At 71.1% G+C, this 18,072-nt stretch carries 13 protein-coding genes and 1 rRNA gene; 9 read left to right on the plus strand and 5 right to left on the minus strand.

What is annotated here, in order from left to right; translation table 11 throughout:
* Positions 1 to 356: ribosomal RNA gene (locus tag FF100_RS20345) — 16S ribosomal RNA — on the minus strand; the annotation flags it as partial.
* 361 nt (positions 357 to 717) lie between these two features.
* Positions 718 to 1,839, minus strand: coding sequence for a CaiB/BaiF CoA transferase family protein (locus FF100_RS20350; RefSeq protein ID WP_139037571.1), 1,122 nt, complete (start codon positions 1,837 to 1,839; stop codon positions 718 to 720).
* Positions 1,840 to 2,044: 205 nt separating this feature from the next.
* Here FF100_RS20350 and FF100_RS20355 point away from each other — a divergent pair, with 205 nt between their 5' ends.
* From FF100_RS20355 to FF100_RS20365, 3 genes are all read left to right on the plus strand, one after another.
* Positions 2,045 to 2,806 (plus strand): SDR family NAD(P)-dependent oxidoreductase, encoded by a 762-nt coding sequence (locus FF100_RS20355; protein ID WP_139037572.1) that lies wholly within the window; start codon positions 2,045 to 2,047, stop codon positions 2,804 to 2,806.
* Between the two features lie 46 nt (positions 2,807 to 2,852).
* A complete protein-coding gene (locus FF100_RS20360) occupies positions 2,853 to 3,983 on the plus strand; it encodes an acyl-CoA dehydrogenase family protein (RefSeq protein WP_139037573.1) in 1,131 nt (376 codons plus the stop codon).
* A gap of 314 nt (positions 3,984 to 4,297) precedes the next feature.
* A complete protein-coding gene (locus tag FF100_RS20365; protein WP_171070270.1) occupies positions 4,298 to 6,913 on the plus strand; it encodes a sensor domain-containing phosphodiesterase in 2,616 nt (871 codons plus the stop codon).
* Positions 6,914 to 7,203: 290 nt separating this feature from the next.
* Here FF100_RS20365 and FF100_RS20370 read toward each other — a convergent pair whose 3' ends face one another.
* Positions 7,204 to 8,112: a LysR family transcriptional regulator gene (locus tag FF100_RS20370; protein WP_139037575.1), complete on the minus strand. Its 909-nt coding sequence runs from the start codon at positions 8,110 to 8,112 to the stop codon at positions 7,204 to 7,206.
* Positions 8,113 to 8,230: 118 nt separating this feature from the next.
* Here FF100_RS20370 and FF100_RS20375 point away from each other — a divergent pair, with 118 nt between their 5' ends.
* From FF100_RS20375 to FF100_RS20400, 6 genes are all read left to right on the plus strand, one after another.
* Positions 8,231 to 9,541 carry a CitMHS family transporter gene (locus FF100_RS20375; RefSeq protein WP_139037576.1) on the plus strand — a complete coding sequence of 437 codons (1,311 nt, stop codon included), beginning with the start codon at positions 8,231 to 8,233 and terminating at the stop codon, positions 9,539 to 9,541.
* Between the two features lie 17 nt (positions 9,542 to 9,558).
* Positions 9,559 to 10,896 (plus strand): acyclic terpene utilization AtuA family protein, encoded by a 1,338-nt coding sequence (locus FF100_RS20380; RefSeq protein WP_139037577.1) that lies wholly within the window; start codon positions 9,559 to 9,561, stop codon positions 10,894 to 10,896.
* Between the two features lie 11 nt (positions 10,897 to 10,907).
* Positions 10,908 to 11,219, plus strand: a complete 312-nt coding sequence (locus tag FF100_RS20385; RefSeq protein ID WP_139037735.1) for an AtuA-related protein — start codon at positions 10,908 to 10,910, stop codon at positions 11,217 to 11,219.
* A gap of 380 nt (positions 11,220 to 11,599) precedes the next feature.
* A complete protein-coding gene (locus FF100_RS20390) occupies positions 11,600 to 12,877 on the plus strand; it encodes an NAD(P)/FAD-dependent oxidoreductase (RefSeq protein ID WP_139037578.1) in 1,278 nt (425 codons plus the stop codon).
* A gap of 35 nt (positions 12,878 to 12,912) precedes the next feature.
* Complete coding sequence (locus FF100_RS20395) at positions 12,913 to 13,635, plus strand: GntR family transcriptional regulator (RefSeq protein ID WP_139037579.1); 723 nt, start codon at positions 12,913 to 12,915, stop codon at positions 13,633 to 13,635.
* Between the two features lie 229 nt (positions 13,636 to 13,864).
* Entirely contained in the window at positions 13,865 to 14,692 is an 828-nt protein-coding gene (locus tag FF100_RS20400; protein ID WP_171070271.1) for an SGNH/GDSL hydrolase family protein, read from the plus strand.
* A gap of 320 nt (positions 14,693 to 15,012) precedes the next feature.
* Here the strand turns inward: FF100_RS20400 and FF100_RS20405 are convergent, their stop codons facing one another.
* Both FF100_RS20405 and FF100_RS20410 read right to left on the minus strand, forming a co-directional pair.
* Entirely contained in the window at positions 15,013 to 16,398 is a 1,386-nt protein-coding gene (locus tag FF100_RS20405) for an amidase (protein WP_171070272.1), read from the minus strand.
* Positions 16,399 to 16,409: 11 nt separating this feature from the next.
* A complete protein-coding gene (locus tag FF100_RS20410) occupies positions 16,410 to 18,011 on the minus strand; it encodes an ABC transporter substrate-binding protein (protein WP_139037582.1) in 1,602 nt (533 codons plus the stop codon).
* Positions 18,012 to 18,072 lie beyond the last annotated feature (61 nt).

Raw genomic sequence — 18,072 nt, forward strand, 5'->3', positions numbered from 1 at the left:
AGGGTTGCCCCCATTGTCCAATATTCCCCACTGCTGCCTCCCGTAGGAGTCTGGGCCGTGTCTCAGTCCCAGTGTGGCTGATCATCCTCTCAGACCAGCTACTGATCGTCGCCTTGGTGAGCCATAACCTCACCAACTAGCTAATCAGACGCGGGCCGATCCTTCGGCAGTCAAGCCTTTCCCCATAAGGGCGTATCCGGTATTAGCTCAAGTTTCCCTGAGTTATTCCGAACCGAAGGGCACGTTCCCACGCGTTACTCACCCGTCTGCCGCTGACCCCGAAGGGCCCGCTCGACTTGCATGTGTTAAGCCTGCCGCCAGCGTTCGCTCTGAGCCAGGATCAAACTCTCAAGTTGAAGAGCTGATCAAAGCTGATCACAACATAAACGGAGGCTCACAACCGACCGGCGTTTCCGCCTGATCGTGTGAGCACCGAAACGTCAGACCAGCATCATCCTACTCACGACCAGACCCGAAGGCCCGGTCCGCAGGGACGACGCCGTCCACGCTTCTCTTTCTCGTATGCACTTGTCAAAGAGCGTTCCGGCCGAGACCGGGGTATCATCGGCGACGACAGGACCAGCGCCTGACCAAGGTCAGGCTCGCTGGCCCAGACTGTCGAAGAGATAGTTCAGCGCCCGGTCCGCTGTCGCGGCCGGCGCCGATGGGTGGTTGTATAGGCCCCCGATTTCGGCCCGTCAACACCCGTTTTCCGGCTCAGCTTCGAAAAGCCCCCTCCCCGCTCCAGCGCCGGACGGCGTCGGCGAGCGTGAGCGGACCGGAGACGGGACGGATCGCCGAGGCCGTTTCGGAGAAGCGGGGTGCCGGTGCGGGCTGAACCGTGCCGTCGATCGTGACGAAGGTCCCTCGCGCGGTGAGATGCGGATGGAGCGCGGCCTCGCCGAGCGTGAGGACCGGGGCGAGGCAGGCATCGGTGCCTTCGAGCAGCCGACACCACTCGTCCCGGCTCTTGCCGAGGAACAGCGCCTCGAGCTTGCGCCGCAGCACAGGCCAGACCGCCGGATCGTCGCGGCGGTCGAAATCCGGGTCGGAATCGAGGCCGGTGAGGCGGCGGAACAAGGCGTAGAACTGGGGTTCCAGCGGCCCGATGGCGACGTGCTCGCCGTCGGCGCACCGATAGGTGCGGTACCAGGGCGCGCCACCATCGAGGAGGTTGGCTTCCCGCCGATCGCTCCAGCGCCCTTGCGAAGCCAACTCCGAGAACATCGCCATCAGCGAGGCGGCGCCGTCGCAGATCGCCGCGTCGACGACCTGCCCGCACCCGGTACGGCCGGCCGAGAGCAGGCCGGCCAGTATCCCGGTCACGAGGTAGAGCGCCCCGCCGCCGTAATCGCCGACGAGATTGAGCGGCGGTACCGGATGGTCCGCGGGGCCGATTGCCGCGAGCGCGCCGGTGACCGCCATGTAGGTGATGTCGTGCCCGGCGGATTTCGCCAGCGGGCCATCCTGGCCCCAGCCGGTCATGCGTCCGTAGACGAGGCGGGGGTTGCGAGCGAGCACGGTATCCGGCCCGAGGCCGAGCCGCTCCATCACGCCGGGCCGGAACCCCTCGATCAGCGCATCCGCCCGATCGAGTAGCGCGAGGGCACCCGCGAGGTCGGCCGGGTCCTTCAGGTCGACGGTCACGGTCGGCCGGCCGCGCGACACCACGTTCTTCGAGTAGGGATCGGCGCCGCCGGGACGGTCGAGCCTGACGAGATCCGCGCCCATGTCGGCGAGCAGCATCGCCGCGAAGGGACCGGGGCCGATCCCGGCGAACTCGACGACGCGCAGGCCCGCGAGGGGCCCTCCGGGTCCGGCCGTCCGCGACGGAGTCATGTGCCGTTCTCCCCTTCCGCCGCGCATCGCCCGGCGCCGGCCATGGCCTGGCCGGCGCGCCTTGACGATGACGGGTCGGCCCCATAGCGATTGGGACCAATGACGGACCGCGTAGCAGACCAACCCGCCCTTCACCATGGGCCGGTCTGCGGACGGTTCGACGCCCGTCCGACGGACGGGCGCAACGAGGTCGGGGAGGACGCGGATGAACGTCAACGGCGTAGCGGCCATCGTCACGGGCGGCGGTTCGGGCCTGGGCGCAGCGACCGGGCGGGCGCTGGCGGCGGCGGGGGCGCGGGTGGCGCTCCTCGACCTGAACGAGGCCGCCGCCGCGGAGGTCGCCGCCGGGATCGGCGGGCTCGCCCTCGCCTGTGACGTTGCCGATGCGGGCAGCGCGGAAGCAGCGGTCGCCCGGGCGGCCGAGGCGCACGGGCCCGCCCGCATCCTGGTCAACTGCGCCGGCGTCGCGACGGCCGGCCGGATCGTCGGCCGCAACGGCCCCCTCGACCTCGCGGCCTACGCGACGGTGATCCAGATCAACCTGATCGGCAGCTTCAACCTGATGCGCCTGGTTGCCGCCGGCGCCCTGGCCCTCGATCCCCTGGAGGGCGGGGAGCGCGGCGTCATCATCTCCACCGCCTCCGTCGCCGCCTATGAGGGCCAGGTGGGCCAGGCGGCCTACGCCTCGTCGAAGGCCGGCATCGTCGGCCTGACCCTGCCGGCGGCGCGGGAATTCGCGCCGGCGGGCATCCGCGTCTGCGCCATCGCGCCCGGCATCTTCGAGACGCCGATGCTGCGCGGCCTGCCGCAGGAGGTGCAGGATTCGCTCGGCGCCGCGGTGCCGTTCCCCTCCCGCCTGGGCAGGCCGGACGAATACGCCAAGCTTGCGATGGCGATCATCGACAACCCGATGCTCAACGGCGAGGTCATCCGCCTCGACGGCGCCCTGCGCATGCAGTCCAAGTAGAGCAAGTCGAGACGTACATTCCAAGGTCAACATGGGGGACGGCGCGATGCTGAGCGACGACCAGATCCTGATCCGCGACACCGCCCGCAGCTTCGCGCAAGAGCGGCTGAAGCCGTTCTCGGCCGAATGGGACCGGGAGGCGCGCTTCCCCCGCGAGGCGATCGCCGAGATGGGCGCGCTCGGCTTCATGGGCATGCTGGTGCCCGAGGAGCATGGCGGGGCCGCCGCTGACCACGTGGCGTACGCGCTCGCCATCGAGGAGGTGGCGGCGGGCGACGGCGCGGTCTCGACGGTGATGAGCGTGCACAATTCGGTGGGCTGCATGCCGATCCTGAAATTCGGCAGCACCGAGCAGAAGCAGCGTTTCCTCGGGCCGCTCGCCCGCGGCGAGCAGCTCGCCGCCTTCTGCCTGACCGAGCCGGGCGCCGGCTCCGACGCCGCGGCCCTCAAGACCCGGGCGCGGCACTCCGGCAATGCCTGGGTTCTGTCGGGCACCAAGCAGTTCATCACCTCGGGGGCGAATGCCGATCTCGCCATCGTGTTCGCGGTGACCGATCCGGAGGCGGGCAAGCGCGGGATCTCGGCCTTCATTGTGCCGACCACGACCGCCGGATACAAGGTGGCGCGCATCGAGCACAAGCTCGGCCAAAGGGCCTCGGACACCGCCCAGATCGTGTTCGAGGACATGGAGCTCACCCCCGACCTGATGCTCGGCCAGGAGGGCGAGGGCCTGAAGATCGCGCTGGCCAACCTTGAGGGCGGGCGCATCGGCATCGCCGCTCAGGCCGTCGGCATGGCGCGGGCCGCGTTCGAGGCGGCCCTGGCCTATGCCGGCGCGCGCGAGACCTTCGGCCGGGCGCTGACGGGGCACCAGGCGGTGGCCTTCCGTCTCGCCGACATGGCGACGCGGATCGAGGCCGCGCGGCTCTTGGTGCTGAACGCCGCGCGCCTGCGCGATGCCGGCCGGCCCTGCCTGAAGGAGGCGGCGATGGCGAAGCTCTTCAGCTCCGAGATGGCGGAGGCGGTCTGCTCCGACGCGATCCAGATTCACGGCGGCTACGGCTACCTTGCCGATTACCCTGTCGAACAGATCTATCGCGACGTGCGGGTATGCCAGATCTACGAGGGCACCAGCGACGTCCAGCGCATCGTGATCAGCCGGGCCCTGACCGCCTGACGGCCCACTTCCCATGCAGAAACCTCCCCAGAGTATCGTCGCGGCTCCCCTGAGGACATCGGCGAGCCGCGACGGGCGGAGACGTTCGGCCGTCCAATCACGCCCGGGATCAACTTGCGGCGATTGCCGTCCCGGCGCTGCGATGTGACGGACATCGTACGGCCATCATCATGGATGCCTGCACGATAGTCGGTAATGGCGGCAAAGATCATCGGCCGTTAACACAACATCAAGCTTTTCGCCGCTCTGTAAAGGCTCACGGCTCGCGATCCGGCGACGGGCTGACCGACAGGGACCGTTCGAGGAGCGTGGCGGTGCATCTTCGTCCTGAGCGCGAGGCCGAGCGCCTCGCCGACCTGCGCGCCCTCGGCATCCTCGACACGCCGCCGGAGGATCATTTCGACGCGGTCTGCCGCCTCGCTCGGGGGCTGTTCCAGGTGCCCTATGCCTGGATCTCCCTCGTCGATGCCGACCGGCTGTGGTGCAAGGCCTCGTCGGGCATCACCTTCGGCGCGACCGGACGGGACGCGGCCTTCTGCAACCACGCCATCCTGAGCGACGCCCCCCTGTTGGTCGAAGATGCGGCCGCCGATCCGCGCTTCCGGAGCGTCGCCCTGGTGACCGGGCCGTCGGCGGTGCGGTTCTATGCTGGCGCGCCGCTGGTGCTGCGGCCGGGCCTGCCGCTCGGCACCCTCTGCCTCGGCGACACCGTCCCGCGTCGGCTCTCGCCGGACGAAGCGGCGCAGCTCTCCGACCTGACCGAGGTCGTGGTGGCGCAATTGCGGCACTACGAGGCCCGGGTCGCCAGCGAGGCGGAGGCGCGGCGTCGGCGTGCGAGCGAGGAGGCGCTGTCGCGCGCCAACGGCAACCTGATGCTTGCCGAGCAGATGGGGCGCATCGGCCATTGGCGGGTCGACCTCGCCACCGGCGCCACCTCCTGGTCGGACGAGGTCTGCCGGATCCACGGGCGGGCGCCGGGAGACCCGGCTGCGGATGTCGCGGAGGCCTTGTCGCATTACCATCCCGAGGATCGGGAACGGGTCGCGGCCTTGGTCGCGGAGGCCGGGGAACGCCGGACCGGCTTCCAGTTCAAGGCACGGCTCGTGCGGCGGGACGGCGAGGAGCGGATCGTCGTCTCCCGCGGCATCTGCCAGGTGGACGAGGCGGGCACGGCCGTCGCCCTGTTCGGCAGCGTGCAGGACGTCACCGAGATGGCCCGGGCCGAAGCCGAGCTGGAGGCCAGCGCCGCCCGCCTGCGCGCCAGCACCGCCCTGCTCGATGCCACCCTGGCCCATATGGACCAGGGATTGATCATGGTCGACGAGGCCGGGATCGTGCGGGTCTGCAACGAGCGCGCCCTCGCTCTGCTCGATCTGCCGCGCGCGCTGATGCAGTCCGAGCCCACCTTCGACGCGGTGCGCCGCCACCAAGTTGCCAAGGACGATTTCGCGCGCTGCGACGCCGTCTTGCGCGACCAGGTCGCCCACGGGCCGCTCACCACCCATCCCCATACCTACGAGCGCGAGCGGCCGAACGGTACGGTGCTGGAGATCCGCACGGTGCCGCTGCCGATCGGGGGCGCGGTACGCACCTATACCGACATCACCGCCCGCAAGGCGGCGGAGGCGCAGGCCGCCCACTTCGCCCGGCACGATCCCCTGACCGGGCTGCCGAACCGGGCCCTGTTCCGCGACAGCCTCGACCAGCGCCTCGCCGGCCTGCGGCGCCACGGCGGGACCTGCGGGCTCCTCTGCCTCGACCTCGACGCCTTCAAGGCGGTCAACGACACGCTCGGCCATCTCGCCGGCGACGCGCTGTTGCGCGAGGTGGCGGAGCGGATCCGCGCCTCGTTGCGGCAGGAGGATCTGCCGGCGCGCCTCGGCGGCGACGAGTTCGCGATCCTGCTCGGCGGGGACGCCGATCCGCCCGGAGCCGCCGCCACGGCGGAGCGGCTGGTCGCGGCGTTGCGCGAGCCGGTCGATCTCGGCGGGCAGGAAGCGACGATCGGCGTCAGCATCGGCATCGCCTTCGCGCCGGAGCACGGGCTGGACAGCGACACCCTTCTCAAGCGGGCCGACCTTGCGCTCTACCGGGCGAAATCGGAGGGCCGCAACACCTACCGCTACTTCGCCGCGGCGATGGACCGGGCGGCGGAGGAGCGCCGGCGCCTCGAGCTCGACCTGCGCCTGGCGCTCCAGCGCGGCGAGTTCTCCCTGCATTACCAACCGGTCTTCGACCTGGCCGGAGGGCGGATCGCGGCGGTCGAGGCGCTGCTGCGCTGGGACCATCCGGCCCGCGGCCCGCTGGCGCCGGCACGCTTCCTGCCGCTCGCCGAGGAGACCGGCCTGGTCGTGCCGATCGGCGATTGGGTGCTGCAGACCGCCCTGCGCGACGCGCAGGCGCTGCCACCGGGGATCCGGGTGGTGGTGAACGTCGCCGGTGCGCAGCTGCGCCATCCGGACCTTCCGGCCACGGTCCGGTTCGCCCTCGCAGCGAGCGGTGCGGCGGCAGAGCGGCTCGAGCTCGACATCGCCGAGGCGGCGATCGGGTCCGCCGGAGGGCGGCTGGCCGACCTCGCCGCCCTGGGCGTCGGGCTCGCCTTCGACGATTTCGGCGCGGGCGCCTCCTCGCTCGGCGCCCTGCGCCACCTGCCGTTCGGGCGGATCAAGCTCGACCGGACCCTTACGGCCGAGCCCGGAGCCGCCGGTCTGGTGCCGGCGATCGTCGCCCTCGCCACGGCGCTGGGCCTGGAGGTCGCCGCGAAGGGCGTCGAGACCGACGCGCAGCTCGACGCCCTGCGGCAGGCGGGCTGCACCGGGGCGCAAGGCTTCCTGCTCGGGCGGCCGGTGCCTTTCGGCGAGGTGCTGGCGGTCCTGGGGGGAGCGACCGGGTGGGGACTGACCGGCCGCGCGACGCGATCGTGTGCGTGACGACGTACGACGCGAACGTCGGCATGCCTCTTGCCGACCCGGCAGGTCATCCGAGGACTGCGCAGCGGAGCCCGGGATAACCGGGCTAACCGGGATGTCGGGAGCTTGGACCTCACGTGGGCAGGCTTGTGCGGACCTCTCGATAACCCGCCGCCGCGCCGAGACCGATGCCGCGTATAGGACGGCTTATGAGCCGCCTGGCCCGGAGCCGACGCGCGCACCGCCTTGCGCAACCACGGCCATCCATCCGTGACGCGGAGGGATTTCGACGTGCGAGTCGGGTCCACGGCTCACGTCGGCAGAGAGAACGCCGCCTCCAGGGCCGGCACCAGCTCCCCCAGAAAATCCTCTGCCGCCGCCGGGAGCGTCCGCCCCGCCTTCGCGATCAGGCACACGGGCCGGGAGAAGCTCGCCTCGGCGATCGGGCGAGAGCGCAAGTCCGGCTCGGCCCGGATCTCGCGGGCGGAGCCCGGCAGGATGGTGAGGCCGAGCCCGGCCCGCACCATCCCGACCGCCGTCATCATGTAGGTCGCCTCGCAGGCCGTCACCGGCAGCCGACCGGCGGCCACGAAGGCGGCGTCGACCACCGCGCGCACGCTGGTCTCGGCATCCATCAGCACCAGCGGGTGCGCGGCGAGGGCCTCCAGCGTCACCGCTTCCACCGCGCCGATCGGATGGCCGTCCGGATAAACCACATGCAGGGCGTCGGCGGCGCGGGCCAGCACCGCCACGTCCGGATCGCGTACCACCCCGCCGGTGATCCCGAGATCGACCTCCTCGCGGCGCACCAGGGCGAGCACCCGCTCGGCGATCGCGTCCTTGACGACGAAGCTCATCCGCGGATGCGCCGCCCGGAAGGCTGCGATCGCGTCCGGCAGCAGGCCCGCCGCCACCGAGGGCAGGGCCGCGATCCGCACCGTGCCGTGGCGGCGCGCCGCGAGGTCGCGGGTGTCGATCACCACGCTGTCGAGCTCGCGCAGCACGCGCTGGAACACCGGCAGCAGCTCGCGCCCGACCCGGGTCGGTTCGACGCTGCGGCTGTTGCGGTCGAGGAGGCGCACGGCCAGCGCCTCCTCCAGCCGGCGGATCTGCACCGTGAGCGCCGGCTGCGACAGGTTCAGGAGCGCGGCGGCACGGGTGAAGCTGCGCAGATGCGCCACCGACACGAAGGCGCGGACCTGGCGAAGGTTGAGATCCATCACGAAACGCTATCGAGGCGATCGGATCTTTTCAATGGACGGATTGCCGACCCTGGGTTGTGATTTCCCGGTCATCAACGGCGCCGCTCCCCGAGCGCCGAACCCTGGGAGGTAAGCGATGCTGGCCCTGCTCGGCCTGTGCACCATCGCGCTGCTGCTCGCCGCCATTCTGACCAAGCGCCTGTCGCCGCTCGTGGCGCTGATCGTGATCCCGGTCGCCGCCGCCCTCGTCGGCGGGTTCGGGCTCGAGACCGGCAAGTTCGTGCTCGCCGGCATCCAGAGCCTGGCGCCGGTCGTCGGCATGTTCGTGTTCGCGATCCTGTTCTTCGGGATCGTCAGCGACGCGGGCCTCCTCGACCCGATCATCGACCGGATCCTCGCCACTGTCGGCACGCGCCCGAGCCGGATCGTACCCGGCACGACGCTGCTCGCGCTGCTGATCCATCTCGACGGCTCGGGCGCCGTCACCTTCCTGATCACCATCCCGGCGATGCTGCCGCTCTACGACCGGGTCGGCATCGACCGGCGGATCCTCGCCTGCGCGGCCTCGCTGGCGGCGGGCGTGAACTTCCTGCCCTGGACCGGACCGATGATCCGGGCGTCCGCCGCGCTCAAGCTGCCGATCCCCGACATCTTCACGCCGCTGGTGCCGGTGCAGGCGGTCGGCCTCGCCTTCATCTTCGCCGTCTCGTACTGGCTGGGCGCGCGCGAGGAGCGCCGGCTGAAGCACGCGCGCGCCGGAGCCGTGGAGGCCGCCGCGGCCGGCGCACGCGCGCTGAGCGACGCCGAGCGGGCCTTGCGGCGGCCGGACCGGTTCTGGCCGAACCTCATCCTCACGGTCGCGGTGCTCGGCACGATGGTGCTGATGGCCGAAAAAATCCCGCCGGCCTTGATGTTCATGCTCGGTACGGCACTGGCGCTGATCATCAACTACCCGAGCGTCGACGCGCAGCGCCAGCGCATCGACGCCCACGCCAAGGCCGCCATCCTGATGGCGTCGATCCTGCTGGCGGCGGGCGTGTTCACCGGCATCATGCAGGGCACCGGCATGCTGGAGGCGATGGCGCAGAGCGCGGTGGCGGTCGTGCCGCCGGGTCTCGCCCCGCACATCCCCTTCACCCTCGGCCTCGTCTCGATGCCGCTCAGCATGCTGTTCGACCCCGATTCGTTCTATTTCGGCGTGCTGCCGGTGGTGGCCGAGGTCGCCCATCAGCTCGGCGTGCCGCCGCTCCAGGTCGCGCAAGGCGCCCTGCTCGGCCAGATGACGACCGGCTTTCCGGTGAGCCCGCTGACCCCGGCGACCTTCCTGGTCTGCGGCCTGTGCGGCATCGACCTCGCCGACCACCAGAAATTCACCTTCCCGTTCCTGCTCGCGGCCTCCGTGGTGATGACCTTCGCGGCCGTCGCCTTCGGGGTGTTCCCGCTCTGACCGACAGGGGATCTCGCATGAGGACACTCCGCCTGGGCGCCGGGGCCGGCTATGCCGGCGACCGGATCGAGCCCGCCCTCGAGCTCGCCGAGCACGGCGCCCTCGACTACCTCGTCTTCGAGTGCCTGGCCGAGCGCACCATCGCGCTCGCCCAGCAAGCCCGCCTGCGCGATCCCGCCGCCGGCTACGACCCGCTGCTGGAGGCCCGGATGCGGGCGGTGCTGGAACCGTGCCGGCGCCACGGCACCCGCATCGTCACCAACATGGGGGCCGCCAACCCGCTGGCGGCCGCCGAGAGGACCCGGTCGATCGCCCGCGACCTCGGGCTCGCGGGGCTGAAGGTCGCGGCGGTGACCGGCGACGACGTGCTGGAGGCGGTCGGGGCCGGCGATTACGAGATCCTGGAGACGGGCGGCCGGGTGCGCGATCTCGGCAACCGGGTGATCTCGGCCAACGCCTATCTCGGGGCAGGTCCCATCGCCGAGGCGCTGGCGCAAGGCGCCGACGTCGTCATCACCGGCCGTGTCGGCGATCCGGCCCTGTTCCTGGCACCGCTGATCCACGCCTTCGGCTGGGCGCTCGACGACTGGGACCGGCTCGGTCGCGGAACGCTGGCCGGACATCTCCTCGAATGCGCCGGCCAGGTCACCGGCGGCTACTTCGCCGATCCGGGGGTGAAGGACGTGACGGGCCTCGCCCGCCTCGGCTTTCCCATCGGCATCGTCGACGAGGACGGCGGGATCGAGATCACCAAGGTGCCGGGATCCGGCGGGCAGGTGACGCTGGCGACCTGCAAGGAGCAACTGCTCTACGAGGTGCATGACCCCGCCCGCTACCTGCAGCCCGACGTGGTGGCGGATTTCTCCGAAGTGACCATGGAGGCCGTCGGCCCCGACCGGGTGCGGGTGACGGGCGGGCGCGGCCTGCCTGCGACCGGGCTCCTCAAGGTCTCGGTCGGGCTGATCGATTCCTATGTCGGCGAGGGCCAGATCTCCTATGCGGGGCCCGGCGCCGCGGCGCGCGGCCGCCTCGCCCTCGCCATCGTGCGCGAGCGCCTGGCGATCACCGGCGTGCGGACGAGCGAGCTGCGCTTCGATCTGATCGGGGTCGATTCGCTGCACGGCGCCCGCCTGGCGGGCGAGGCCGAGCCCTACGAGGTCCGCCTTCGCGTCGCCGGGCGCTGCGACAGCCTCGGCGAGGCGGCGCGGATCGGCAACGAGGTCGAGACGCTCTACACCAACGGCCCGGCCGGCGGCGGCGGCGCCTGGAAGTCGGCCCGCGAGGTGGTGGGCGTGCTCTCGGTGCTGGTGCCGGCAGCGCTCGCCCGGCCGAGCGTGCGGATGATCGAGGCATGAGGGAGACGACGATGAAGCTGCGCGCGCTCGCCCATTCCCGGACCGGCGACAAGGGCAACACCGCCAACATCTCGCTGATCGCGCACGACCCGGCCGATTATCCGCGCCTCGAACGCCACGTGACGGCCGAGCGGGTGCGAGCCCATTTCGCCGGGATCTGCACCGGCACGGTGACCCGCTACGCCCTGCCCCGCCTCGGCGCCCTCAACTTCGTGCTGGGCGAGGCGCTCGGCGGCGGGGTCACCCGCTCCTTGGCGCTCGATGCGCACGGCAAGGGCCTGAGCGCGGCCCTCCTGGACATGGAAATTCCGGACGAGGGGTGAGGGTGATTCAGGGTTTCGAGCGGGTGTGGCGGGGGGGAGGTGGCGGACAGGACGGGGTTTCGCTCGCCCCGCCCGCGGCGGGACTGGCGGGGAAGCCGGACGAGCGCGGATTCCCTCCTCTCGCCCCCACGCCCGGGGCTGTCCGGGGACAGTCGGGGTCAAGAAGAGGCTCGGGTCCTCGTCTCGCCCCGATTTCTCGCCGGGAGAGGAGAAGACCCGCACCTTTTTCGAGCCGCCGATGACCCAAAGCCCCCGGCTGCCCTCGTGACGGGGACGCTTCCCATCCGCATCATTGTTGACAATCATACGATAAGAATGATGATGGCCCGACGCCGCGGGGCATTCCCCCGGCCTTTCCCATCCGTCACGGGTCGTCACCGATGAAGCTCGCATCCTACTGGCTCGAGACCGCGCCGCCGTTCGCGGCCGGCAGCCCCGGCCCGGCGGAGGGACGGTTCGACGTCGCGGTGGTGGGGGGCGGCTTCACCGGCCTCTCGGCGGCGCTCGCGCTGGCGAAGCGCGGCGCCAAGGTGGCGGTGCTGGAGGCGGACGGCGTCGGCAGCGCCGCTTCGGGCCGCAACGGCGGCCAGTGCAACAACGGCTTCGCGTCGGATTACCGCGCGATCGTCGGCCGGTTCGGCGAGGAGCGGGCGGCGGCGCTCTACCACGCCTACGACGCGGCGGTGGACAGCGTCGAGCGGCTGATCCGCGAGGAGGGGATCGACTGCGATTTCCGCCGCACCGGCAAGATCAAGCTGGCGGCCAAGCCCGAGCACGTCGACAAGCTGCAGCGCACCCTCGAGGCGGTGTCGCGCCGGGCCGACCCGGAGGCCCGCTTCGTTCCCGGCCGCGAGATCCGGCAGGAGATCGGGTCGGACGCGTTCTACGGCGGCCTGGTCTATCCGAAGAGCGGCGGGATGCATGTCGGCAAGTTCGCCCGCGGGCTGGCCCGGGCGGCGGCCGGGCATGGCGCCGCCGTGTTCGAGCACGCCCCCGTCACCGGCCTCCGGCGGTTGGAGGGGACTGCCCACGAGGTCACCACGGCCCGCGGCACGCTGACCGCCGATCAGGTGCTGATGGCGACGGGCGCCTCGATGGTCGGGCCGCTCGGCTGGTTCCGCCGCCGCATCGTGCCGGTCGGCTCGTTCGTGATCGTCACCGAGCCGCTGCCGCGCGACGTGCTCGACCGGCTGATGCCGACCCGCCGCATGGCGACCAACTCGAAGAATGTCGGGTGCTATTTCCGGGTCACGCCGGACGACCGCCTGCTGTTCGGCGGCCGGGCGCGGTTCGCGGTCTCGAACCCGCTCTCGGACGAGAAGAGCGGCCGGGTGCTGCGCCGCGCCCTCGACCAGGTCTTCCCGGAGCTCGCCCGGGCCCGGATCGACTATTGCTGGGGCGGCGTCGTCGACATGACCGCCGATCGCCTGCCGCGGGCGGGGGCGCGCGACGGGCTGTACTACGCGATGGGCTATAGCGGCCACGGCACCCAGATGGCGACCCATATGGGGCAGGTGATGGCCGACGTGCTGGAGGGGCGCAGCGAGCGCAACCCCTTCGCGGGCTGGGACTGGAAAGCCATCCCCGGGCATTTCGGCCCGCCCTGGTTCCTTCCCTTCGTCGGCGCGTATTATCGTCTGCAGGATGTCCTGCATTAGGATTGTTGTCAGATCATGGGCGGGGCGTGAGCGCGATGGCGAGCCGGAACGACACGAGCGCGAAGGCCGCGGCGACCAAGAGGCTGCCCCGCACCACCCTGTCCGGCCAGATCGCCGAACAGATCCGGGCCTCGATCCTCGACGGGACCTATCCGCTCGGCGCGCAGCTCAACGAGATGGAGCTGGCCTCGACCTTCGGGGTCAGCCGCGGGCCGGTGCGGGAGGCGCTGCAGCGCCTGATCCAGGAAGGCCTGCTGCGCAGCGAGCCGCATCGCGGCGTGTTCGTGCCCGAGCTCGCGCCCTCCGATCTCATCGACATCTATTTCGTGCGCCGCTCCCTCGAACTCGTCGCGATGCGGCGCATCCTCGAGACGCCCGAGCGCGGCGGCGTGGTGCGTGACCTCGCGGCCATCGTGCGCCAGATGAAGGCCGCGGTGCGCCGCAAGGACTGGCCGCAGGTCGCCGACCTCGACATGCAGTTCCATCGTCGGATCGTCGACGAGGCCGGCAGCGAACGCCTGACCCGCAGCTTCGCCACGCTCCAGGCCGAGACCCGGCTGTGCCTGCAGATGCTGATGGGCGGCTACCGCGAGAACGCGGCGCTGATCGACGAGCATCAGCTCCTCGTCGACCTGATCGAGCGCGGCGCGATCGAGCCGGCCCTCGCCGAGCTGGAGCGCCATTTCGGCGATCCGGTCCGGACGCTTCACAAGGCCAATGCTTCGCGCAAGGAGAAGCTCGGTGCCGAAGCGGCCTGAGGTCGGCCTCTGATCTCGTCCGACCCTGGCAAGCCAGGCTCACGCTTAATCCCCGGTGAGCCGAACCTGCGCAGTTTGCCGCGATCCCGTCCGGTTTCGCTGACCAGCCGAACAGAGCCTGGGGACTCGACTTGGCTCAGCTTCGATTTCGGCTGGATCGGCTGTCACACGCATGTTACTTGGCGACTACGGACTGATTCGGTCCGCTCTCCCCTTCCTGGGAACAGCCATGATGCTCCGGTTTCGCTTGGGCCGGCTGGCCTGCCTGTCGGCGGCCGTCGTCGCCGGTCACGTCGCTGCGGCCTTTTCCGCGGTGGCGTGCCCGGCCCCGCTGCCGCCGGCGGCGGAGCGGATGAGCCTGAGCCTGACCGAGGCCCATGTGGCGCGGCGCGAACCGGTGCAGGTGCTCGCCATCGGCTCGTCCTCGACCGAGGGCATCGGCGCCTCCGCGCCGGACCGGACCTATCCGCACCTGCTGGAGCAGTCCCTGCGCACGGCTTGGCGCGGCACCCCGGTCGGCGTGACCAATGCCGGGATCGGCGGCGAGACCGCCGACCAGACGCTGGTGCGCCTCGCCGAGGCCCTGAAGCAGCCGGTCAAGCCCGATCTGGTGATCTGGCAGGTCGGCACCAACGACGCGATCACCGGCGGCGACGAGGCCGCCTTCCGCCGCCGGCTCGAGCATGGCGTCGCCCTGGTCCGCGCCGCCGGCAGCGACCTCATCATCCTCGACCAGCAATACTACCCGGCAATCCCCGACCATGCCCGCTACGAGCGCTTCGTCGGCCTCGTCGCCGCGGTCGCGGCGGGGGCCGAGGTGCCGGTCTTCTCGCGCTACGCCTTGATGAAGGACTGGAACCGGCAGGATCCCGCCCTGCTCGCCGGCATGCTGTCCTCCGACAACTTCCACATGGGCGACCAGGGCTATGCCTGCCTCGCCCAGGCGCTCGGCCGCGACATCCTCGACGCGGTCACCCCGCGCCCCGATCCGCTCCAGGCTGTGGCCCGGGCCAAGCGCCAGCCGCTGCCGGATGCGCAGGCGATGCGGCGGGGCTGAGCGGCGACAGGCTTGCCAGGATACAGGTTGCCGTAGTGACGTGTGCGCCCCCGGACGGATCCCGTCCGGGGGCGTCGTCTTGTGCGCTCTCGTTCCGAACGCTGGAACACCAGTCCGATCCGCCCGGCCGTCTCGATATCCTCGGCGTCATTCCGGAGCCGCGACAGCGGAGCCCGGAATCGTGAAAAGCGAGTGCGTCAGGACAAAGCGGACAGCGCCCCGCGTGACGCTCTCCCACCTGAGTGTCTGGAGTCCGGGCTCCCCTGCGCGGCCCCGGACTGACACGGTCCGGGCGAAGCTCCGCCGCACGCCGACGCGCCTTACAGGGCCGGGGCCCGCCAATGCCATTCGGTCGCTTCCTGATACGCCTGCCCGACCCGAAGCGCCGTCGCCTCGTCGTAGCCGCGGCAGACGATCTGCAGCGAGAGCGGCAGCCCGCCCGCCGTGAACCCGTTCGGCAGCGCCAGGGCGCAGAGTTCGAGCAGGTTGCCGAAGCGGGTGAAGCGCGACGGCATCACCGCCTGGTCGACGGCATCGAGGGGGATCGCCGCGGTCTCGGTGGTCGGGGTCAGGAGCGCGTCGATGCCGTCCATCGCCCGGGCATAGGCGGCCTTCATCTCGGCCTGTAGCCGGCGGGTGCGCAGGTAATCCTGCGCGCTCACCCCGGCGCCGGCCAGGGTACGCAGGCGGACATCCTCGTCGAGACGCGAGGCCCGATCCTCCGACAGGGTGCCGTTGAAGAAGTAGCACTCCGCCTGCACGATCGCCGAGGCGGTGACGAGGTCGGCGAAGCGGAACGGCAGCGCGACGTCGACGATCTCGGCGCCGAGCCGGGCGAGTTGGTCGAGGGAGGCGTCGTAGGCGTCCAGCATCTCAGGCGAGACGCCGTCCCGCTCCGCCGCCGGCATCCGGGCGAGGCGCAAGGCCCGCACCCCGCGGTGCAGCGCCGGCATCGGGTCCTCCGGCACGATGCCCCGCGTGTTGGGATCGCGCGGGTCGGGCCCAGAGAGGATCGTGTAGAGCAGCGCCACGTCCTCGACGCTGCGCGCCATCGGTCCCGGCGTGTCGAGCGTCGTGCTCAGCGGCACGATACCGGCGGTGCTGACCCGGCCGATCGTGACCTTGAGGCCGGTCAGCCCGCAGAACGAGGCCGGCAGCCGCACCGAGCCGCCGGTATCGGTACCGATCGCCCACGGCGCCATCCGGGCCGCCACCGCGACGCCCGAGCCGCTCGACGAGCCGCCCGGGGTGCGGGGCGTCGCGCGATCCCAGGGGTTCCAGGGCGTGCCCATGTGCTGGTTGGTGCCCCAGCCGCCATAGGCGAACTCGACCGTGTGGGTCTTGCCGAGCACGATCATGCCCTGCGCCAGCATCCGCCGGGCGATGGTGGCAGTCTCGGTGGCGCGCCGCACGCGGAAGTGCGCCGAGCCGCCGGTCGTGATCCGGCCCTCGAGGTCGATCAGGTCCTTCAGCGCGACCGGTACGCCGTGCAGCGGACCGACGGCGTGGCCGGCGCGGATCATCCGGTCGGCGCCCTCGGCGGCGAGCCGCGCGTCGTCGGCGTAGACCTCGACGAAGGCCTGAAGCTTCGGCTCCAGCCGCGCGATCCGGTCGAGATGCGCCTCGACGGCCTCGACCGGCGAGACCTCCCGGGAGGCGATGGCGCGGGCGAGGTCTCGGGCGGGACGCTCGGTCAAATCTGTCACGGGAACGCTCCTCACTGCACGCTGATCCGGGTCAGGTCGACGAACCAGGATTGGGGCGAGACGAACCCCTTCACCCGCGGCGACATCGCCCTGGGGTTGAGATCATGGACGATATACAGCCAAGGCGGATCATCGACGAGTCGCTCATGCGCCGCCCGCGTCGCCCGGGCGATCGCCTCCGGATCGGTCGCCCCGGCGAGTTCCGACAGGGCCGCGTCGAAGCGGTCGTCCTTCCATTGCGGGAAGTTGAAGCCTTTCGGCGAGACGTTGGCGGAGGCGAAGTAGCGCGCCATCACGGCGACGTCGGACGAGGGCGACGAGACGTTGAGCGCGTTGGCGCCCTGGAGCGAGGGCGAATCCGGCGCCGCCCGCCCGGCATTGAGCAGCACCTGCCACTCGACCACGTTGAAGGTCACGTCGACGTTGCAGGTCTGCTTCAGGTTCTCCTGCAGGAACTCGTTCATCGGCAGCGGCTGCATCTGGCCCGAGCCCGAGGTCGAGATCATCACCTTGAGCGCGAGCGGCGTCTTGTCGGTGACGCCGGCCGCGGCCAGCAGCGCCCTGCCCTTCTCCGGATCGAGGCGGTAGCGGTTCTGCGGCGCGCCGAAATTCGGGTCGGAGGGCTTCAGCCAGCCGACGGCCGGCTCGGCGGTGCCGTTCAGGAAGGTCACCAGCCCCTCCCGGTCGACGCAGTAATTGAGCGCCTGGCGCACCCGCACGTCCTTCAGCGGGCTGTTTGCGGCGCCGATATTGTAGAACCACGGCCAGACATGCGGGTAGGAGCCGGTCGTGATGACGAACCCCGCCTGGCGCAGGGAGGCGAGGCCGTCCGGCGCCGGCGCCTCGATCCAGTCGACCTGGCCGGCGCGGAGCGCCGCGATGCGGGCATTGGCCTCGGGGATCGGCATCAGCCGCACCCGGTCGACCTTGGCGCGGCTGTCGGCGTCCCAGTATTCCGCGTTGCGGGCAAGATCGACCGCCTCGCGCGGCCGCACCCCCGTGATGCGGAACGGCCCGGTGCCGGCGGCCGGCAGCATCCCGACCTTGGCCCAGTCCCGCCCCGCCCGCTCGAACGAGGCCGGCGAGGTGAAGAGCAGGTAGACCACCATGTAGGGAAAGTACGAGGCCGGCGCCGACCCGGTGATCGCCACCGTGCGGTCGTCGATCTTGCGGTAGCCTGCCAGAAGCGGCGCCCGCGCCCGGGTGATGCCGGCCGCCGGCGGCTCGTATTGCGGGCTGTCGGCCTTGAAGTAGCGGTCGAGGTTCCAGACCACCGCATCGGCATCGAAGGGCGTGCCGTCGTGGAAGCGCACGCCCGGGCGCAGGTGGAAGATCCAGGTCTTGGGGTCGTCGGGCGCCTGCTCCCAGCGTTCCGCCAGGCCCGGCCGCAACCCCGCCGGCCGGTCGATGCGCGAGAGGTCCCACAAGACCAGCCCCTCGAAGACCGGATAGCCGAGGAAGCGCATCCCCTCGAAGCCGTTATTCGGCATGCCGGTGGTGGTCGGCACGTCGGCGGCGGTCATGCCGATGCGCAGGACCGACTCGGCCCGGGCTGACGGAGCCGCGACGAGGAGTGCGGCGAGGGCGACCGGGAGACCGAAGGGGCGGGGCATGGCGGCAGGCTCCGTGGGGGCCTGCTCACCTCCGCAAGAGCCGGGCCAGTCCGGCTCCGCT

Origin of the sequence: Methylobacterium terricola (assembly GCF_006151805.1) — a bacterium.
Taxonomy (GTDB): Bacteria; Pseudomonadota; Alphaproteobacteria; order Rhizobiales; family Beijerinckiaceae; genus Methylobacterium; species Methylobacterium terricola.